15 protein-coding genes and 1 pseudogene are annotated in these 16126 nt (G+C 64.1%); 6 read left to right on the top strand and 10 right to left on the bottom strand.

Annotated features, from left to right (window positions below; all coding sequences use genetic code 11):
- The first annotated feature begins 34 nt into the window (after positions 1-34).
- The 3 genes and pseudogenes from OHA40_RS30820 to OHA40_RS34825 all read left to right on the top strand — a co-directional run.
- Positions 35-745 carry a hypothetical protein gene (locus OHA40_RS30820; protein ID WP_330230328.1) on the top strand — a complete coding sequence of 237 codons (711 nt, stop codon included), beginning with the start codon at positions 35-37 and terminating at the stop codon, positions 743-745.
- A 108-nt stretch (positions 746-853) separates the two neighbouring features.
- The gene (locus tag OHA40_RS30815; protein ID WP_330230327.1) at positions 854-1297 is read left to right on the top strand and encodes a DUF6653 family protein; all 444 of its coding nucleotides are present in this window, start codon (positions 854-856) and stop codon (positions 1295-1297) included.
- A gap of 180 nt (positions 1298-1477) precedes the next feature.
- Positions 1478-1654, top strand: a pseudogene (locus tag OHA40_RS34825) (hypothetical protein); the annotation flags it as partial.
- A 91-nt stretch (positions 1655-1745) separates the two neighbouring features.
- On the opposite strand, the gene OHA40_RS30810 reads toward OHA40_RS34825, so the two are convergent.
- The 5 genes from OHA40_RS30810 to OHA40_RS30790 form a co-directional block, all read right to left on the bottom strand.
- Complete coding sequence (locus OHA40_RS30810; RefSeq protein ID WP_330230326.1) at positions 1746-2372, bottom strand: hypothetical protein; 627 nt, start codon at positions 2370-2372, stop codon at positions 1746-1748.
- 448 nt (positions 2373-2820) lie between these two features.
- The gene (locus OHA40_RS30805) at positions 2821-3225 is read right to left on the bottom strand and encodes a GbsR/MarR family transcriptional regulator (protein WP_330230325.1); all 405 of its coding nucleotides are present in this window, start codon (positions 3223-3225) and stop codon (positions 2821-2823) included.
- A 287-nt stretch (positions 3226-3512) separates the two neighbouring features.
- The gene (locus OHA40_RS30800; RefSeq protein WP_330230324.1) at positions 3513-4523 is read right to left on the bottom strand and encodes a phosphatase PAP2 family protein; all 1011 of its coding nucleotides are present in this window, start codon (positions 4521-4523) and stop codon (positions 3513-3515) included.
- 934 nt (positions 4524-5457) lie between these two features.
- Entirely contained in the window at positions 5458-5613 is a 156-nt protein-coding gene (locus OHA40_RS30795; protein ID WP_330230323.1) for a hypothetical protein, read from the bottom strand.
- Positions 5614-6040: 427 nt separating this feature from the next.
- Positions 6041-7660 (bottom strand): Na+/H+ antiporter NhaC family protein, encoded by a 1620-nt coding sequence (locus tag OHA40_RS30790; protein ID WP_330230322.1) that lies wholly within the window; start codon positions 7658-7660, stop codon positions 6041-6043.
- Between the two features lie 958 nt (positions 7661-8618).
- Here OHA40_RS30790 and OHA40_RS30785 point away from each other — a divergent pair.
- Both OHA40_RS30785 and OHA40_RS30780 read left to right on the top strand, forming a co-directional pair.
- Entirely contained in the window at positions 8619-8888 is a 270-nt protein-coding gene (locus tag OHA40_RS30785; RefSeq protein WP_330230321.1) for a hypothetical protein, read from the top strand.
- Positions 8889-9108: 220 nt separating this feature from the next.
- Positions 9109-9339: an SDR family oxidoreductase gene (locus OHA40_RS30780; protein WP_330230320.1), complete on the top strand. Its 231-nt coding sequence runs from the start codon at positions 9109-9111 to the stop codon at positions 9337-9339.
- Between the two features lie 789 nt (positions 9340-10128).
- Here OHA40_RS30780 and OHA40_RS34820 read toward each other — a convergent pair.
- Complete coding sequence (locus tag OHA40_RS34820) at positions 10129-10341, bottom strand: hypothetical protein (protein ID WP_442943850.1); 213 nt, start codon at positions 10339-10341, stop codon at positions 10129-10131.
- A gap of 911 nt (positions 10342-11252) precedes the next feature.
- On the opposite strand from OHA40_RS34820, the gene OHA40_RS30770 reads away from it, so the two are divergent.
- Complete coding sequence (locus tag OHA40_RS30770) at positions 11253-12884, top strand: peroxidase family protein (protein ID WP_330234442.1); 1632 nt, start codon at positions 11253-11255, stop codon at positions 12882-12884.
- A gap of 28 nt (positions 12885-12912) precedes the next feature.
- Here the strand turns inward: OHA40_RS30770 and OHA40_RS30765 are convergent, their stop codons facing one another.
- The 4 genes from OHA40_RS30765 to OHA40_RS30750 all read right to left on the bottom strand — a co-directional run bounded on the left by OHA40_RS30765 (position 12913) and on the right by OHA40_RS30750 (position 16072).
- Positions 12913-13095 (bottom strand): hypothetical protein, encoded by a 183-nt coding sequence (locus tag OHA40_RS30765; protein ID WP_330230319.1) that lies wholly within the window; start codon positions 13093-13095, stop codon positions 12913-12915.
- A 924-nt stretch (positions 13096-14019) separates the two neighbouring features.
- Positions 14020-14874 carry a haloalkane dehalogenase gene (locus tag OHA40_RS30760; protein WP_330230318.1) on the bottom strand — a complete coding sequence of 285 codons (855 nt, stop codon included), beginning with the start codon at positions 14872-14874 and terminating at the stop codon, positions 14020-14022.
- Positions 14875-14885: 11 nt separating this feature from the next.
- A complete protein-coding gene (locus tag OHA40_RS30755) occupies positions 14886-15260 on the bottom strand; it encodes a pyridoxamine 5'-phosphate oxidase family protein (RefSeq protein ID WP_330230317.1) in 375 nt (124 codons plus the stop codon).
- Positions 15257-16072, bottom strand: a complete 816-nt coding sequence (locus OHA40_RS30750; RefSeq protein ID WP_330230316.1) for an SDR family oxidoreductase — start codon at positions 16070-16072, stop codon at positions 15257-15259. The genes OHA40_RS30755 and OHA40_RS30750 overlap by 4 nt, the downstream gene beginning before the upstream one ends.
- Positions 16073-16126 lie beyond the last annotated feature (54 nt).

The raw sequence follows: 16126 nt of genomic DNA, 5'->3' as shown, positions 1-16126 counted from the left end.
GGGCGCCGAGGAAAGCGACCGTGTTGAGGACGGCGTGGAGAACGATCGCGATTTCCAGGCCTCCGGTACGCTGCTGGTCGCTACTCGAATCACTCGTGGGGAGGAGGACACCGGACGCTGGGATCTCCTGCTCGGCGGGCGAGCACGCATGTTGGATCTTTTTGCGCGCGCCGCCGGCACGCTGGCCCTTGCCGCGGTCCTGATCGCGACGGGGGTCGCAGCGGGTCTGGTCGTGACAGGCACCGACTCCACGGGAGCTCTGCTGCACGGCCTGTGTGTGTTCGGCACGACCATGGCCTTCGCGAATCTGGGATTGTTCACCGCGCAACTGCTTCCGTCCCGCTCGGCGGCCACCGGACTCGCCTCGGCCGTTCTCGGGGCCGCGCTGCTGCTACGAATGCTCGCCGATGGTGTGACCGCTCTGGCCTGGGCCGCCTGGCTCACCCCCTTCGGCCTCGCAGCCCGCACCGCCCCCTACGCCGACAACCGCGTCGAACCCGCTCTCGTCTTGCTGTCTCTGGCCGTTGCTCCCGGTGCGGCGGCGCTCCTCGCCGCCCGCCACCGAGACCTCGGCGGCGGCCTGATCGTCTTGACCAGCACCCGGGCCGCCCGGATGCGGCTCTCCTACTCGATGTCATCGCGCAGAGCGCCAGCGCACCAGGCTGGGTCCGCGAGATCTCCCCGTTCGCGCACCTCGCCGCGGTTCCCGACACCGCACCGGACTGGCCCGCAACCGCCGTACTGACAGCCATCGCCGCAGCCGTGACCGCGATCGGCCTCTACGGTTACGCACACCGAGATCTCGACGACTGACCCGGCAAGTCTGATCGAAACCGAAAGGAGCACAGTGAATATGGAGTCTGGAAGAGCTTTCGCCCGTGTTCGCAGCGCGGTTTTCGCCAGGCATTCCAACCCTTGGAGCGCCTGGTCCCGTTGGGCGACGGCACCCTTGCTCCTGGTTCCGGTGTGGAAGCGAAGCTGGCCGCACGCGGCCGTCATCAGCGCGTGGTTCGCGGTGAACCCGGTGCTCTTCCCCGAACCTGCCGACCAACGGGCCTGGGCGACGAAAGCCGTGCTCGGGGAGGAACTGTGGCTTGTCGACCATCCCAGGGATGCGGCATTGGCCGTGAACGCCGCGGCCGCCGGGGCGGGGATGATCGCGTTGCTCGGGGCGTGGCGTCGCCGTCCCGTTCCCGCGGCTGTCGCGATCGGCGCGCAGATGCTGCTGTTACTCGGCTACTGGGAGCTCATGGCCAGCTATTACGAAACGCACAGGGCCGCCGACGCGAGCGGATGAAGCCGGTCGGCCGGACGATCATCGGCACTCCGGTCACTCGTGCGGCGCGCCGCCGCCTCACGCACTTTGTCCGCGCGTTGGCTTGCTGCGCCAGCGGCTTTGCGGCATCTTTACAAGATGGTGCGCCGGGAAGTCTGGTCGGCATAACCCGATCCCGTCCGGGGCCGGGTCGGACCGGCGATGGGCAGACATCCAGGTGTATCCCCAGGCGCAGCAGTAATGAGCTCTTCTGGCTCACGTCCCTTCTTCTCGCCCGGCACGTGGCCGGAGACACAGCGACTCACCAAGGTTCTGCGCAAGGAGACAGGCGGCGGCATCCCCCTGATCATCTCCGCAGCCATTGCATTGGGCTGGGCCAACAGTCCCTGGGCGGATTCCTACAACACACTGCGCGATTACCGGATCGGCCCGGCGAGAATACATTTCGATCTCACGATCTTCCCGGGGTTCACCGTTTCGCTCGGCGTTGGAGTTCGGCGACGCCGCCGGGGCGGGTACCACCTTCGAGCAGCATGCGGTCGTAATCGAGGAGGAAGGCAGCGAGCAGGGGGCGCAGCGGTGGCGGGGTCACCGGTGCCAGCGCCGTGTGGTTGCGGCCGGGGGCTAAAACGAAACGGGCATACGGGGTTTCGTCGACGCCGGTGGCCGCCCAGGTGGAGTCGGTGACACCGGTGCTGGCGAGATACGCACGCGGGGTGCCAGTAGCATCGAAGATGGTGTAGCTGAGGCGGTTTGCGGCGTAGCGGTCGGCTTCGATCCTTCCGGCAGGGGTACCGTCGGGGTAGTCCAGTGCGAGCACGCCGTCGGCGGATCGCACGTGGAAGTTGGTCGCGGCGTCCGGGGCGGTGATCTCGGTGAGGCGCCGCCGAGCTCGGCAGCCATGCCAGAGCGGAGTGCCGAGCGGGTCGGTGATCGCTGTGTTGCTGGAATGCCAGATTTCGTGCCCGGCTTCCACCGTGCTGTCGAAAGCGGCGGCGACGCGGCGGCTTCGGATCAGCATGTACGCGATCCACACCCACGCGACGAGGGTCATCGCGTCGACCAGGATCGCCCAGAACAGGCGAGACCCGAGCACCAGCCCGCTGTCCTTGTACGCACCGGTGAGAGGTGCGATCCGTATGCTGACCGTTTCGCCGGGTCCAGAACTCCCCGCTCCCGCAACGCCGCCGCTGCCCGCCCGGCCGTCCGGCAATACCCACCGCCCGCGGCACGTGCTGAACTTTCCGCCTGAGCAAACCGTTACCTGGGCCTGTACCTGCGGCCCCACAGTGAACGCGTACAGCGCGAACCCCGAATAGGTGTTGGCCGCCAACAATATTCCGAGGCTCAACCCGATGGCAAACAGTCTGCGAGGATGCACGTCCAGAACCCTAAGTCGATGGCCAGCACAACGCGTTGCCCGATTGAATCACGTTGGTAGCAACTCCATTGCGGGCGACCGCACCAAATCAGGGAGGATTCGATACAGCTCACTGTGCTGGACCCGACGAGCTGATCACAGTCATCGACGATGGTCGGCTCGGTCAAGGATGTTCAGCGGCGTTGCGCTCGCGCCATCGGTCGATCAGCGGGACCAGCTCGTTGAGCATGAAGGTGTAGAAGTCCTGCATCTCGTGCAGGCGCCGGGCAGCGACGGTGTCCGGGCCGGTGGCGACGATGCCTTCCTGCGCCGAGTCGCGCATGCCGGCCAGCATCGTGTTCTGCTGCGACATCAGCGCAGCCCACGCGCCTGCGCGAAACTGGTAATGGTCGCGTCGGCTGCCCGGCGCGGGTACACGTTCGATCAGCCCGACCGGCATCAAATGTTTGATCGCGGTCGATACCGCCCCGGAACTGATCGACAACTCCGCGCACAGGTCCGCGGCGGTCATGGTGTCCTGCACAGTGTAAAGCAGAGCCGTCAGCGCCCGGGCGGTCGAGCGCTGCATCCCGCCTCCCGCGGACAGGGTCAGGGCCAGTTTTCCGCGGCTTCCCGCAATCGCTCGTTGGTTCCAACCTGTTGAAGGTACCAGACCTCCAAATTCCCCGAGTATTTACATATCTTTGAAAGCTCGATATTTCGTTCTCATGGTGAAAGCAATCGAGCTGAGCAGGCTCACGAAGACCTTGTTCACTGCCGCACGGGTATAGGCGTTGGTGGGGTGGTAGTTGATGAATTGAGCAATACGGATCGGTGGTGCCGCTCTCGGGGCGCTGACCAGTTACATACTGGGCGCTAATCGGGGGATTCTGGCGAGACAGTGTGCATTGTCGGCTCCGATACGGACAAGGCTCCGTCGGATCCGGTGGCGTTGTGGACCGTGGATGCGCGACGACTGCGGCGTTCCCAAGCCACGGCCAGCATGATGGTCAGTACTGCGTATGCCCAGCCGGATAGCACATCGACCATATAGTGTTCGCCACCGTAGACCAGGGTGAAGGTCATCGACAGCGGGAATATCGCGAGGACGGCGCGTAACCACGAATTGGTGAGCAGCGGCCACAACGTCACGGTCACCAGAAGCGCGAAGGCTGTGTGTAGTGAGGGCAGTGCGGCGACGTGGTTTCCCTGCGCCTCCAGCCATTGTGTGCTGGTGTCGATAGGGATCATGCCGAATCCGAATCCGGCGATGCGGTCGACGCCCTCGGTGATCACCCCCTCCCTGGAGGCATACCACGGGGGTGCGGCAGGCAGGAGGATGTAGGTCGCCAGACCCAGGTAGGACAGTATCAGGATACGGCGCATGTAGCGGGCCCACAGTGGTCGTGAACGCACGTAGAAGATCGCGGCTAGCAGCCACGGCACGATGAAATGGGTGGAGTACACGGCCCCTGTGACGGGCGTCCACCAGGGCTGCCCGTCCGCCGCCAGGCGCTGCTGCAGCCACACTGTCGGAATCGTGCCGTTGAAAAGCCCGCGTTCTACCGCGGCGAGTTCTGTCATGCGCAGTGGCATTCCGAGTTCGTCCGCAAACCCGCGTGTGTAGTCGTACAGCACCAGCGCGCCGAGCAATGGCAGCCAGTCGGCCAAGATCCGTAGGTGGTTACGCCACGGACGGTCGATTGTGAATGCGGCGATACCGGCGAGAATCCACACAGCCTGATAGGCGCGGCTTGTCGGCAACCCGGCGGTGTAGATCGTGGCAACCAGGCCCACCAGGTACCCCGACCAGACCGCGTCACGGGCCACTCGTCGTGTCGGCGACTGGCGGTTGGTCTGCGCCCTTCCCGCGCCTGGGCCGCTCATTCGTCCCAGTGTTCCCCCCGTTCACGCCAGATGGGCGTGCACGCGCCGGACGATCACACAGCAACACCGATGCATCGCCTGGGACGATGGTGCGCCGACTCCTGCATGTCGTCTCGGCTCGCTACTACCGGATCGTGACGCTGCCCGAGTTCCTCGATCGGCCATGCGGATACGGGCGGACGGGATGCACGGTAGCGCGGACTGAGGTGAATATCGATGCAATTTGGCCGTTTGCGACGACGGTTTCGATGCGGCTAGGGGTGAAGTCGCTGCCACAGTGTTTGGCCGTGGTGACGTCGAATTTCTCGCGCAGGCCTCCTCGCGGAATGCAGCCGGCCGCGATGGTCGAGCGGAGGCCCGGTCTTCGTCGAAGTCGATGTAGTCGATTATGCGGCCGGTGCTCGAGTGCGGGATGCGCGCGTTCTACCGAACTCCGGACGCACCATATGGTGGGCGCTGATGCGTTCGGGGATAGGCTGTAAAGAACGCGTCAGTGGGCGCGGAGTGTGCCGGGAAGCCGCCGGAACGCGCGGTGGTTGCCCAGGCTCTGCGGACAGAGACGGCCGGCGGGCTGGTGCTGCTGGCTGCGGCGGTGGTGGCACCAACCAGATGCGAGGCGGGGGAGCGGCCGCATCCGGCATGCCGTAGGCGCCTGGTGTCGCACGCAGGAGCGCAACAGTTTCGGCGATCGCGTGCATCGAGTAGTTGTTGCCGGCACCGCCGAAAAACGGCGGACCACCGGTCACGGTGAGCCCGCGCGAATCATCGGCGGACAGCCCCAGCCCGTCCGCGACGGCGGACACCGCGATGGGAGGCAGCTGTAGAGATCGATCGTCGACAGTTCTTCTACCGCGACTCCCACGACCTCGAGCGCGTGCTCGGCCGCACGCACCAAGGCCGGTGCTGCCGCAAAGTCGGGGCGCTCGAGCAGATTCTATTCCCGCAGATCGGCGTGTCCGGGTAGGAACACCCACTTGTCCTGCGCTACAACGAGTTTCCGTGCGACCCCGATCGAGGTGAGGACGAGGGCGGCGCCCTGGTTCACCTGGTCACGGGAGACCATGAACCGCGGATACGGCTCGGTGATCATCCGGTTGCGGTCTGTGATGGGGCCAGTTCCTTCGCGCTACGGTCCACCGGTGCGGCCGCATAGGGATTCTTGGCCGCGACGCGGGTGAACGGCGCGAACAACTCACTCATCTGCTGGCGGTACTGCTCGCAAGCGGGTTCCTGTGGGGCGGGCAACATCTGGATCAGGCACCCCTCTGCCGAGTCGTCGTTCGTGCGGAGGCGCCGTCGTCACGCTTGCGCCCGTGGACCCGCAGCCGATGGTCGCCCCCGCCGAGCAGTTCCAGTGACCTGGCCGGGTCTTCGACGACGTCCTACCTGCCGGCGCCGGGACGGGAGATCCCGCCCCGGCGCTTGCAGTAGACCAGTTCAGCCGGTCGTTGCCGCCACTCGGCGGAGGGTTGGCTCCATGGTGGTGCCTTCCTCCACCGGTCCGTTGCCACGTCCAATCACAGGATAACGAAGGCAAAGACGGTGGATGTTACTGCAGCGAGGCTTGCCGCGGCCAGGGCGAGGGGGAGCTGGGTTTTCACGTGGTCCATGACGTCGCCGCCGCAGGCGAGGGCGGACAGGATCGTCGTGTCGGAGATCGGGGAGGCCTGGTCACCGAATACCGCACCGCCGACGACAGCCCCGAAACACAGGTGCAGGTACATCGGGTTGGGATCGATGGCGTAGGCGAGTGGCATCGCGAGCGGGAAGACGACCGCGAATGTACCCCAGGACGATCCGATCGAAAACGCCACACCCATGCAGATAGCCATGAGGATGGCAGGCAACAGCGGGTCCACAACCCAATCCGAGGTGGTTTCGACAATGTAGTTTGCGGTGCCGAGCTGCTTGGACACGTAGCCGAGCGTCACGGCCAAAGCCAGGATCAGCGCACCGACGGTCACGCCCTTGCAGCCGTCGACGAAGCCGTCGATGGCCTCACCGAGCGGGAGCCCCTTGATCAGCGCCAGCACGATGGCGGTTATCACTGCCAAGCCGAACGCCTGCGCGATGAGCACTTCGCCGGTCATGATGTAGGAGCCGATCACGATGGTGAGCAGCACGCCCATAGGGACGGCGAAATCAGCGACGCTGGGCGAGTAGTCTTTCGGCAGCTTCATCGTGACCAGCTCGTCGGATGTGATCGGTTTCGCGGTCGGGGCGTTCAGCTGCCCGGTGGTGCGCGCACGGCGGATCGCCTGTTTCATAGCGCTGCCGACCCAGGGCAGCTTTCCCCAAGCAAAGAGCAGCGTCGCCAGGAGAGCGAAGATCGCGTAGAAGTTGAAGGGGATCGAACTGATGAAGAACGCGACGCCGTCGTCCTCCGTCACGAACAGCGGCGTAGTCCCCACCACCAGGCCCGCCACGTACAGTGGCCAGGCATTGAATGGGAGCACGGTCGCGACCGGCGAGGCGGTGGAGTCGACGATGTAGGTCAACTCCTCCTTCGACACCTTGTGCTTGTCGGTGAGCGGGCGCACGGTAGTGCCGGCAAGGATCGTCGAAATGGTGCCGCCCTGGTGGAACAGCACCCCCACCAGCCACCCGAAGATCCGGGCACTCGTCGCTCCGCGAACCAGTGTGCGGCCAGCCATTTCCGCGAATGCCTGGGCGCCGCCGGTGCGTGTCCACAGGCCGATCATTCCGCCCAGTGCCCACAGGTAGACCAGCAGGATCGTCGCGAACGAGGCAGTGCCCAGCGCCGGGAGCATGAAACCATCGACGACGTTGTACTGCGCACTGACGACGCCGCCCGTGATGACGCCCAGGAACAGCGCGGCCACCACGTTCTTGGTAGCGAAGACCACCAGCAGCGTGATCAGCGCGGGCAGCAGACTGAACAATCCCACATGATCGCCCTCTCCCGGAACCCTTCCGGGAGAAAGGAATCCGAGGACGATCAAACCAGCGGCCACCGCTGCCACCCCAAGGAGTCCGCGTGACGTGCCTATTCGAGAGGTATCCAAAACATTCCTCAGTCGAGTGAGAACTGAGGAATTCTCCCCGACTGTGGAACGACTGGAATCTCTGCTCGGATCTTGGGCCTCGGGCTTTACGCCTACGGCATTCTCAGACATTGCGCCCCTTCCATGCGATCCCAGTGCGCTCGACCCCGGGATACGCGCTTCAATCACGTTGGGTGGACCTGCACGCGGTCCTTATGTGTTGTTATCGATCGGGCACCATCCCGCAGGAGCCGCATACCGTGCAGGCTTACCTACTGCAACCCGGCAAACATGTACCGATGATGTTTCACCACAACGGCATTCAGGATCTACGTGGCGGATCCCGAGCAATGCGGCGACCGAATGACCTTCCCTTAATTAATGCGCCGCTATCCAACGGTACGCTATGGGATGTAACGCAGATGTCGAACTGATCTTCCCATCAACGGGAAGGGCCGTCGCACAGTGGTTTACGAGGGACGGAGCCACCAACTGGACAAACTTCCGGGTCCGACCAGGGCTGCTGCATGGATAGGTGACCCCGATTACCTGCCCCCCTTGGGTTCCAGTCGAGGTCGCTAACAGACAGCGGAAGCAGGTCGGGTCGGAGAGTGGTTCGTATTCGATCGGGGCGTGGTAGATCTGCATCGAGGACCAGAACGATTCCATCATCGCGTTGTCCAGCCCCGCCGGGCTCCAGTCCCCGGCGGCGAGCAGGTTGCCGATCACAGTGCGCAGCTTGGTCGGCGGTAATGGTGGCGGCGTCGTCCCCGGGCGCCAACCGCACCGTATCCAGCAGATCGAACACCGCATCCGCCCGCTGGGACGGACACCGATACAACTCCCGCCCGTGGTGCCGGTCTCGGTCCTCGAACCGGCAGACGCGGTCCGCCGGAACGTCGAGGTGGGCGGTTGCAGAATCTGCACTCCACCTGCGGGTTACGGGTTTTCAGCCCTGATGAGGCGTCCTCCAACCGAATCAATATCAGCGAACCGAACCCGCCGTGGTTGGTGGAGGTACTCAACCAGGAGCTCTGCACATCTACATCCCCGCCGAGACGCCCGCGCCGCAGCAGCGGTGACGTTCGCCATGCGTAAACTCGGCCGCAGCAGCCTGGTGATCGCCTCCAAACATCCGATGCCCGAGCACCCGCTCGACACCCTCGACGCCGAGCTGCGCGACGGCTACGCGGTCTGGTCCCATATCACCGACGACGAGCATCCCCAGCTGGTGCTGATCTCGGCTGGAGACATCGCCGCCCACGAACTATCCACGGCCGCAACCGCAACCGCAACCGCAATCGCCGCCGCACGCCCGAATCCGCTACCTGCACATCCACGACCTGGCATGCCTCGGTGACCCCGGCCAGCCAGTCCGAACGCCAGCAAGTTCAGCAACGAACTCGCTCGGCGATGGACGCCCAGGTCCTCAACGAGGGACGACACCAGGGTGGCCGTGCTGCCCGAGCCCATTATCATCGACTACACCGCTACCAAGGCGGCTCTGGCCAATCTCACCAAGGGTCTCAAAGGAGTTCGGGCCGAAGGGGATTCGTGTCAAAACGATAAGTCCGCGTCCAGTGTCCACCGATTTGTGGTTCGGCGCGGGCGGCATGGCAGCCCAGGTCGGTTCGGCGAGCGGCAGCAGCCCCGAAGACGTCGTGAAGTCGGTAGGCGCAGCCGCTGCGACAGGGCGATTCACCACACCCCAAGAGGTCGCCGATCTGGCCGTCTTCCTGGCCAATGACCGTTCCGCCAACATCACCGGCTCCGATATCCGCATCGATGGCGGATACGTCACGACCGTTTAGACGCATCGACCTCGCGACTCGAGGGAAGGGTCTGGATAGAACGTAGAAGAGTGCGGACATCTCGATCGATTGCAGCCGGATCTGAAGACGAAGGAACACCGAAATCGTGGTGCAGCTCCGGTCGCTGTACACCGTCGCGCTATCGCCGCCGATCCAAGCTCTGGCCGCCGCGGAACTCTTTCGGACGAAGTGCAGACACGACCACGATCAGTTCGGAGGCTGGTCATGCGCGTCCGGAGGACACTGTGGTTCGTCACTTGTCCGGGTGCTTCCCCGCCTCGAACGCGGCGTCGGCACTGCGGCCGACGAGCACACGAAGGGCGTTCGCGGACGGTGATCCGGGCTCGACGGTGCACAGACCCAGCGTCTGGTCGGGGTCGCCGACGGAAATGGACGACTTCGAAGCCGAGCGTGAGCTTACCGACCACCGGGTGGCGGTATCGCTTGGTGCCGCATGTGGGGCGGTACACGTCCTGGGCCGTTGGCAGGATCGTTCCGCTCCGACTGGCGCACCCACTACCGATCACCGAACAGCCCGCACATCCGGGTCGGTGCCTTTTGACCGATTGCCTGCGCAAATTTTGCAGATCGATGGTGTCCAGACACCACAGGGGACCCAAAAGAATGCATCCTCTGCAAATTTGCGGAGGATGCCTGACAAAACGTGTCCGGAGGGGGAGTCGACCACTACGCACGCGCTCTTCGTCGACGACAGGTACTGACTCTGGCGTGAGTGCCTGACTGCCATGTCGTCCCGCAGCGAATAGTAGGTGACGTTGCCGGTACCATTCATCGCGACTTCCCGCCGGGATACACGTTCGTATAGTCACCTTTTCTGCACGTCCCAGTGCGGGTCGTCGTGCGCGGTCGAGCCCTGGCCAGTCGGAATAACACCCCTCCATCGGCAGCCAGCCACCCGGACCCCTCACCATTCGAGACACACTTGTCACCGCCTTTGGGCGGCACGAATCCTTCGGCTTCGCCTGTATGGCCCGGCGCCATGGGGGTTCATACGCGTTGGCTGGCGGCTTGTAGTTCGAGCAACTCACACGCCGTAGCCGCCGAGTCTCGATGCCCCTCGGCGGTAGGCCGCCGCTGCTTCACGCTCATCGCCCGCCGTACATCGAGTCCCGCACTCGGCTTGGTCGAGATCTTGCGAAGGACTCTTTGAAGCCACGGGCGCGCGTTGTCACCTGGTCGATGTGGTCGAGGTCGAAATCGAACTGCGAGGGCATCTCTGCTCGCATATGATGGTCGCCTCTTCGAGCGCTTCCGCTTCGGCGAACTTGCGTTCGGCCGGTGTGAGCGGCTGTCTTGCTGGGCCGTTGACGGGCCTGCTGGTGCTCCATGGGTTCTCCGGCCGCCCGGCGGATCCAATTGCGCCAGGTGGCTGTCCAGTCGGCGCGATTCTCGCCTTGGACAGCCAGTAGTCGGTGAACTTCCGGTGTGCGGCTTGCAGGATCGACGGTCGGGCATTCGGACCGGATGGCGGCGATGACGTCGCGGGTGGGTGTCCATCCGTCGGGGAGAGCGGCCGCGCGGTTTTTGCGCGGCTCTCTCTTGATTACTTCGTCAGAAGTAGTTGGTTCTGGTTTTGGTTCAGGTGCGTAGCCCTTTTAGCCAGGATCCGCGGTTGGAATGCGGTCCACCCGGAATGTCTCAATACCTCGCGTGTGAAAACCTCTCCACAGCACTCGACTTCGACTTGTCGGAGGCGACTCCTGGATCGCCGGACCGAGCCATGTTCCGTATCTGCATTTCTATGGAGCGGAAGGAAAACGCTCGACACGATCGATATCGGACACGCAGCGAACATGACATCGCTATACTGGCGGCAGGTGACAGGATATCGCACCAGGCTGCACTCGAAGGTATTGTCCGTGAACTTTACCCAGCCGCCAGGAGGAAGCGTGATGTTCGAGCTGCCGGGCGTTCCATTCGGCCGACAACTGTCAAGGACGATCGCAGGACTCGGGCTACGGCCGCCGATACTGCCGCCAGCGCTCAGTCAGTTTCTGCCGAATGTGATCGAACCGCTAGCCAAAGTACCGGGCCTGCGGCGCTCGCTGAGCCAGTTTTTCGTCAACTACTACGGCTATGCGACCTCACCGCGGCCGCGCCCGCTGACACTCGGCCGCGACTACACGACCTGGCGGACGCTGACCGACCGTACGTACACCGGGCGCCACCTACCGCCGGCTACCTCGGAGCAGCAGGAGAAATGGCCCGATCAGGCCGATGTAGTGGCACTATTCCGGCGGGATCAGGAAATCAAATCCACTGACACCAGCGTAATGTTCATGTTCTTTGCTCAATGGTTCACCGACAGCTTTCTGCGCACCAGTCGCGGCGATTATCGACGCAACACATCCAACCATGAAATAGACTTGTGTCAGATCTACGGCCTCACCGAGGAAAAGACCTCTCTGCTGCGTTCGAAGACCGGCGGCCGACTGAAGACTCAGCAGATCGACGGTGAGGAATTCCCGGTCTTTCTCTTCGAGCGTCGGCGGCCGGGCGACCCGCTCGTCGTCAAGCCAGAATTTCGAGGTCTACACGACGAGGAGTTCATAATCAATACTATCCTCGACGGCGCCTCGGAAGAGCACAAGGACATGATGTTCGCCGTCGGACTCGAGCACGGCAACGCAACCATCGGCCAAACGATGTTGAATACCCTCTTCTGCCGCGAACATAACCGGATCGCACGAATACTCGAGCAGGAGTACCCGGAATGGGACGATGCGCGGTTGTTCGAAACCACACGCAATGTGATGATCGTCCTACTTCTGAAGCTGGTGATCGAACAATACATCAAGCACATTGCGCCGTTCGACTTCCCGATCGAGACGGTCCCCTTTTTGGCGGACGGGGAACGCTGGAACCGCTCGAACTGGTGCGCCGTCGAGTTCAACTTGCTATACCGATGGCACTCGCTTGTGCCGAACAGCATCGGCAACGGTGCCTATCGGCTGGAACCGTCAGAATTCCGCAATAATAACCCGTTGGTGTTGCGGCGGGGAATCGAGGCGCTGATGGCGCAATGCTCGCAGGAGCGAGCGGGAAAGATCGGACTTCGCAATACCCCATACTTTCTTGTCGACCGGTCTCGGCCGGACCAACCCTCCATCGAGGAACGGACAGTCGCATTGATGAGAAACGCGCGTTTGCGCTCCTACAACGAATACCGGGAAGCTTTCGGGCTCCGACGATTGTCGAGCTTCGAGCAGCTGACCAGTGACCCGCGATTACGTCGTCGGATCGAAGAACTCTACAAGGAGATCGATGATCTCGAGTGGTATGTCGGGATCTTCGCCGAGGACTACCCCGATTACCTCATGATGGGTGAGTTGTTGACGACGATGGTGGCGCACGACGCGTTCACTCAAGCCCTCACCAACCCGCTGCTGGCTCGCAACGTGTTCAACGAGGCGACATTTTCACGCATCGGTCTTGAAATCATAGAGGAGACCAACTCGCTCCGGCAGATCGTCGCCCGCAACTCCACCTCGCCTGACAAAGTGGTGGTCGAGTTCAGTTGCTGAACTCAGCCCTCGGAATCCGCGCGGACTGCTACCTCGCCGAGTACCCGAACGGCGCCATACCGTGCGCGCCATAGCCGCTGTCGTGGAGCGCGGCGCCCAACTCCGGCGCAGACGCTTTCAGCAAGGTATAAACCAGCACCCGCCCAGGGGCCAGCACATCGTCCCACGCCAACTCGCGGGCTCCGGTATGGAACGTCAAACGCAGACGCATCGCGGCATTCCTCGACAGGCTCGGATCTCTGGTATATGGACGCTTGGCGACGCAGGCGCGGCCACGCGGTCGATCTCGCCAACCGCGCTTCGAGAAGCCGAAGCACTCTGCACCGCAGCACTTCTCGTGCAGATACGAATCCCCACTCTCGGCCTCACCGACGCCTCCAATCCCCAACGTCAAGCAGCATCGGCCACCGTACCGGCACCCACCGACAAACCGAGCCGCGATTAGAAACCAACCTTCAGTTGGTTTTACGCCCACCCACATTTAGATACCGGTCAGTTGGATATTCTCGGCTTCAATCTTTGGTCTTGCGATTTCTCTGGGCCGAAGGCCCTTGTGCGTAATCGCCTAAACATCCTCGTGGGAGACAGCAACCGATTGCAGATTTCCGACTCCGGCCGCGACTGCCCAACCCTCGCAGGCGGCGATGTCGACACGCTCACCGTTGTTCACGGCGACTGCCCGACCGGAGCGTTGTCAACCCTCGCAGCGCGATGAGGACCGGGCACGCACCCGTGACGGCCATGTCGAAGGCATGTTGCTAACCCTCCCAGGGCGATGAGGACTTCGGACCGGCACGGCCGCCCCTGGCGATCATCATGTTGCCAACCCTCGCAGGGCCGATGAGGACGAGGTGGACAATGCTGTGGACATGCTGCTGTCGATGATGTTGCCAACCCTCGCAGGGGCGATGAGGACCCCGATGGTCCGCGACAATTCGGGGTAGGGCAATTGTTGCCAACCCTCGCAGGGGCGATGAGGACCAGTGTGCGCGGCGACCATTCGGAGCGGCATCGAGTTCGCAATGCCAACCCTGTCGCTTGCCAGGGAGATGGGACCGGAGGCCGAGGGGAATCGGATCGCGGGGGTGGTTCGCACGAGACTGCTGCCGGGCGTTCACCGGGGTCGCGTGACAGGTCAGCGGAGGTTGTTGCGGTCCAGCCAGTCGGAGATGGCGGCGGCGAGCAGGTCGGGCTGGTCCTCGGGGGTGTGGTGGCCGGCGACCTCGTCGTACCGCTGGATATGAAGGCCCGAGATGGTTTTCGCGCACCAGTCGATGACGGCGGGTTCGGTCATCGTTCCGTACGCCGGCGTGAAGGTCACCATGAGCTTCGGTACGTCTGGGCTGGACGCCAGCCATTCATCGTACGCTTCGGCGCGCGCGACGACGTCGTTCGGTGTCCCTTCCAGCGGCATCGAACGTGCCCAGCGCAGCAGTGGGAGCCGGCTTTCCCGTGTCGGGTACGGCCGCTGGTAGACCTCTAGGTCGGCAGGGCCGAGTTGGTCCGAGATCGTACGTAGCCCGTCGCGGACGAAGGAGTCGTCCAGGAACATGGACTCGCCGACGCCGTCGGTCCGGATGGCGCGCCACAGGTCTCGACCGGCCTCGGGGAACTCGTCCCAGCTCATCGGTTTGACGATGGTCTCGGTGAACGCGACCCCGCGCACCCGGTCCGGATGACGGGCCGCCCAGTCGAATGCGAGCGCGCCGCCCCAATCGTGGCCGACCAGCACCACGCGGTCCAACCTCATCGCGTCGAACCAGGCATCCAGGTATCGCGCGTGATCGGCGAAAGTGTAGTCGATCGGTGGCTTGCCCGAGTCCCCCATGCCGATCAGGTCCGGGGCGAGTAGCCGGCCGGGGCCGACAGCGGGCAGGACGTTGCGCCACAGGTACGACGAGGTCGGATTCCCGTGCAGGAAGACGATCGGTACGCCGGTGCCGGTTTCGCGGTGGTGGATGGTCGAGTCGAGTACACGGGTGTCGGGCATAGATGTCCTGTTCAGAGGTTGAGAGCAAGGATGCGATCGACTGCGATCTCGATGACGACGCGGCCGGTTGGGTCGGGTGGGGTGCATCCGTAGCGCCGGTGGTACCGACGGGCGGCGAGGGCCACCCGGTCGGCGGCGTCGGACAGGGTGGCGGCACCTTCGAGCGTCACCCAGCGGAAACCGTCCGGCTGGCAGAGGGCCACGCGCCCGCCGCCGGCCACGTTCCGTGCCTTACGAGATGTGGCTACCGTTAGGACGCGGGCCGTGCTCGTCACAGCGTCCCAGGTGAACCGCACCGGTGCGACATGCGGTGTACCGTCCGAGCGGATCGTGGTGAGGGTCGCGATCCGCGGCTCGGCAAGGAACGCCTTGATCTCGGGCTTCACCGGAAAGCGTCGGCAGTGCGGGTAGCCCAGTCGGCGAAGGTGCGCGGGGCACGACCGAGGACGTGCGCCACGTCGGGGCTGATGCGCTGCTCGGCGGGCAGCGGGTCGCCGAGGATGGCGAGGGTACCGTTGACGACCGGTTCGGGCATGAACGTGAGCATCTGGGCACGCGCCTCGTCGCGGGTCTGTTCGATGTAGTGCACCGGGGCGCCGAGTGCGGCGCCGATGGCGGCGGCCCGATCACGCGGGGTTACCAGCTCCGGGCCGGTCAGCTCGTATGTCCGGCCGCCGTGCCCGTCCTCGCCCAGCGTCACTGCGGCGACCGCCGCAACGTCGGCCGGGTCTACGGTCGGCAGCCCGACGCTACCGAACGGTGCTGCGGCAGTGCGGGTGGCGCGGATGGACTCGACCCACGCGAACGCGTTGGAGTCGAGGCCGCCGGAACGCAGGATCGTCCAGTCCAACCCGCTGCCGCGCACCGCGATCTCGAACATCGCTGCGTGCCCGAATGCCGCCGGTCGTGTGCCGACACCCTGGGACGACATCAGCACGACCCGCCGGACTCCCTTCTCCTTGGCGATGCCAAGGATCGCATCCGGCTCGTCGCCGGCGACGAGCAGGAACAACGCGTCGGCTCCGTCGAACGCGTCCCGCAGGCCGTCCGGGTCACCGAGATCGGCCGCCCGGTGCGCCACGCCGTCTGGCAGTGGCCCGGGTCGGCGGGACACCGCGACTACCTCCTCGCCTGCAGCCGTGAGGATCCCGACCAGCTCGCCGCCGACATTTCCGGTCGCGCCCGTTACCACGATCACTGCCACTCCTTGATACTAGTTAGTTGACTGACTTACTTGCTTGAAGACGTTAGC

Source organism: Nocardia sp. NBC_00508 (assembly GCF_036346875.1).
Lineage (GTDB): Bacteria > Actinomycetota > Actinomycetes > Mycobacteriales > Mycobacteriaceae > Nocardia.
Note: the sequence above shows the minus strand (reverse complement) of the source record. Positions and strands in the feature narration are given on the sequence as shown.

Bases quoted from the DNA above. Each gene is read 5' to 3' on its own strand.
- OHA40_RS30795 (WP_330230323.1), bottom strand. From the start codon at position 5,613: ATGATCACCGAGCCGTATCCGCGGTTCATGGTCTCCCGTGACCAGGTG.
- OHA40_RS30770 (WP_330234442.1), top strand. From the start codon at position 11,253: ATGTTCGAGCTGCCGGGCGTTCCATTCGGCCGACAACTGTCAAGGACG.
- OHA40_RS30805 (WP_330230325.1), bottom strand. From the start codon at position 3,225: ATGCAGCGCTCGACCGCCCGGGCGCTGACGGCTCTGCTTTACACTGTG.
- OHA40_RS30785 (WP_330230321.1), top strand. From the start codon at position 8,619: ATGCGTAAACTCGGCCGCAGCAGCCTGGTGATCGCCTCCAAACATCCG.
- OHA40_RS30800 (WP_330230324.1), bottom strand. From the start codon at position 4,523: ATGAGCGGCCCAGGCGCGGGAAGGGCGCAGACCAACCGCCAGTCGCCG.
- OHA40_RS34820 (WP_442943850.1), bottom strand. From the start codon at position 10,341: ATGGCGCCGGGCCATACAGGCGAAGCCGAAGGATTCGTGCCGCCCAAA.
- OHA40_RS30760 (WP_330230318.1), bottom strand. From the start codon at position 14,874: ATGCCCGACACCCGTGTACTCGACTCGACCATCCACCACCGCGAAACC.
- OHA40_RS30790 (WP_330230322.1), bottom strand. From the start codon at position 7,660: ATGTCTGAGAATGCCGTAGGCGTAAAGCCCGAGGCCCAAGATCCGAGC.
- OHA40_RS30765 (WP_330230319.1), bottom strand. From the start codon at position 13,095: ATGCGTCTGCGTTTGACGTTCCATACCGGAGCCCGCGAGTTGGCGTGG.
- OHA40_RS30815 (WP_330230327.1), top strand. From the start codon at position 854: ATGGAGTCTGGAAGAGCTTTCGCCCGTGTTCGCAGCGCGGTTTTCGCC.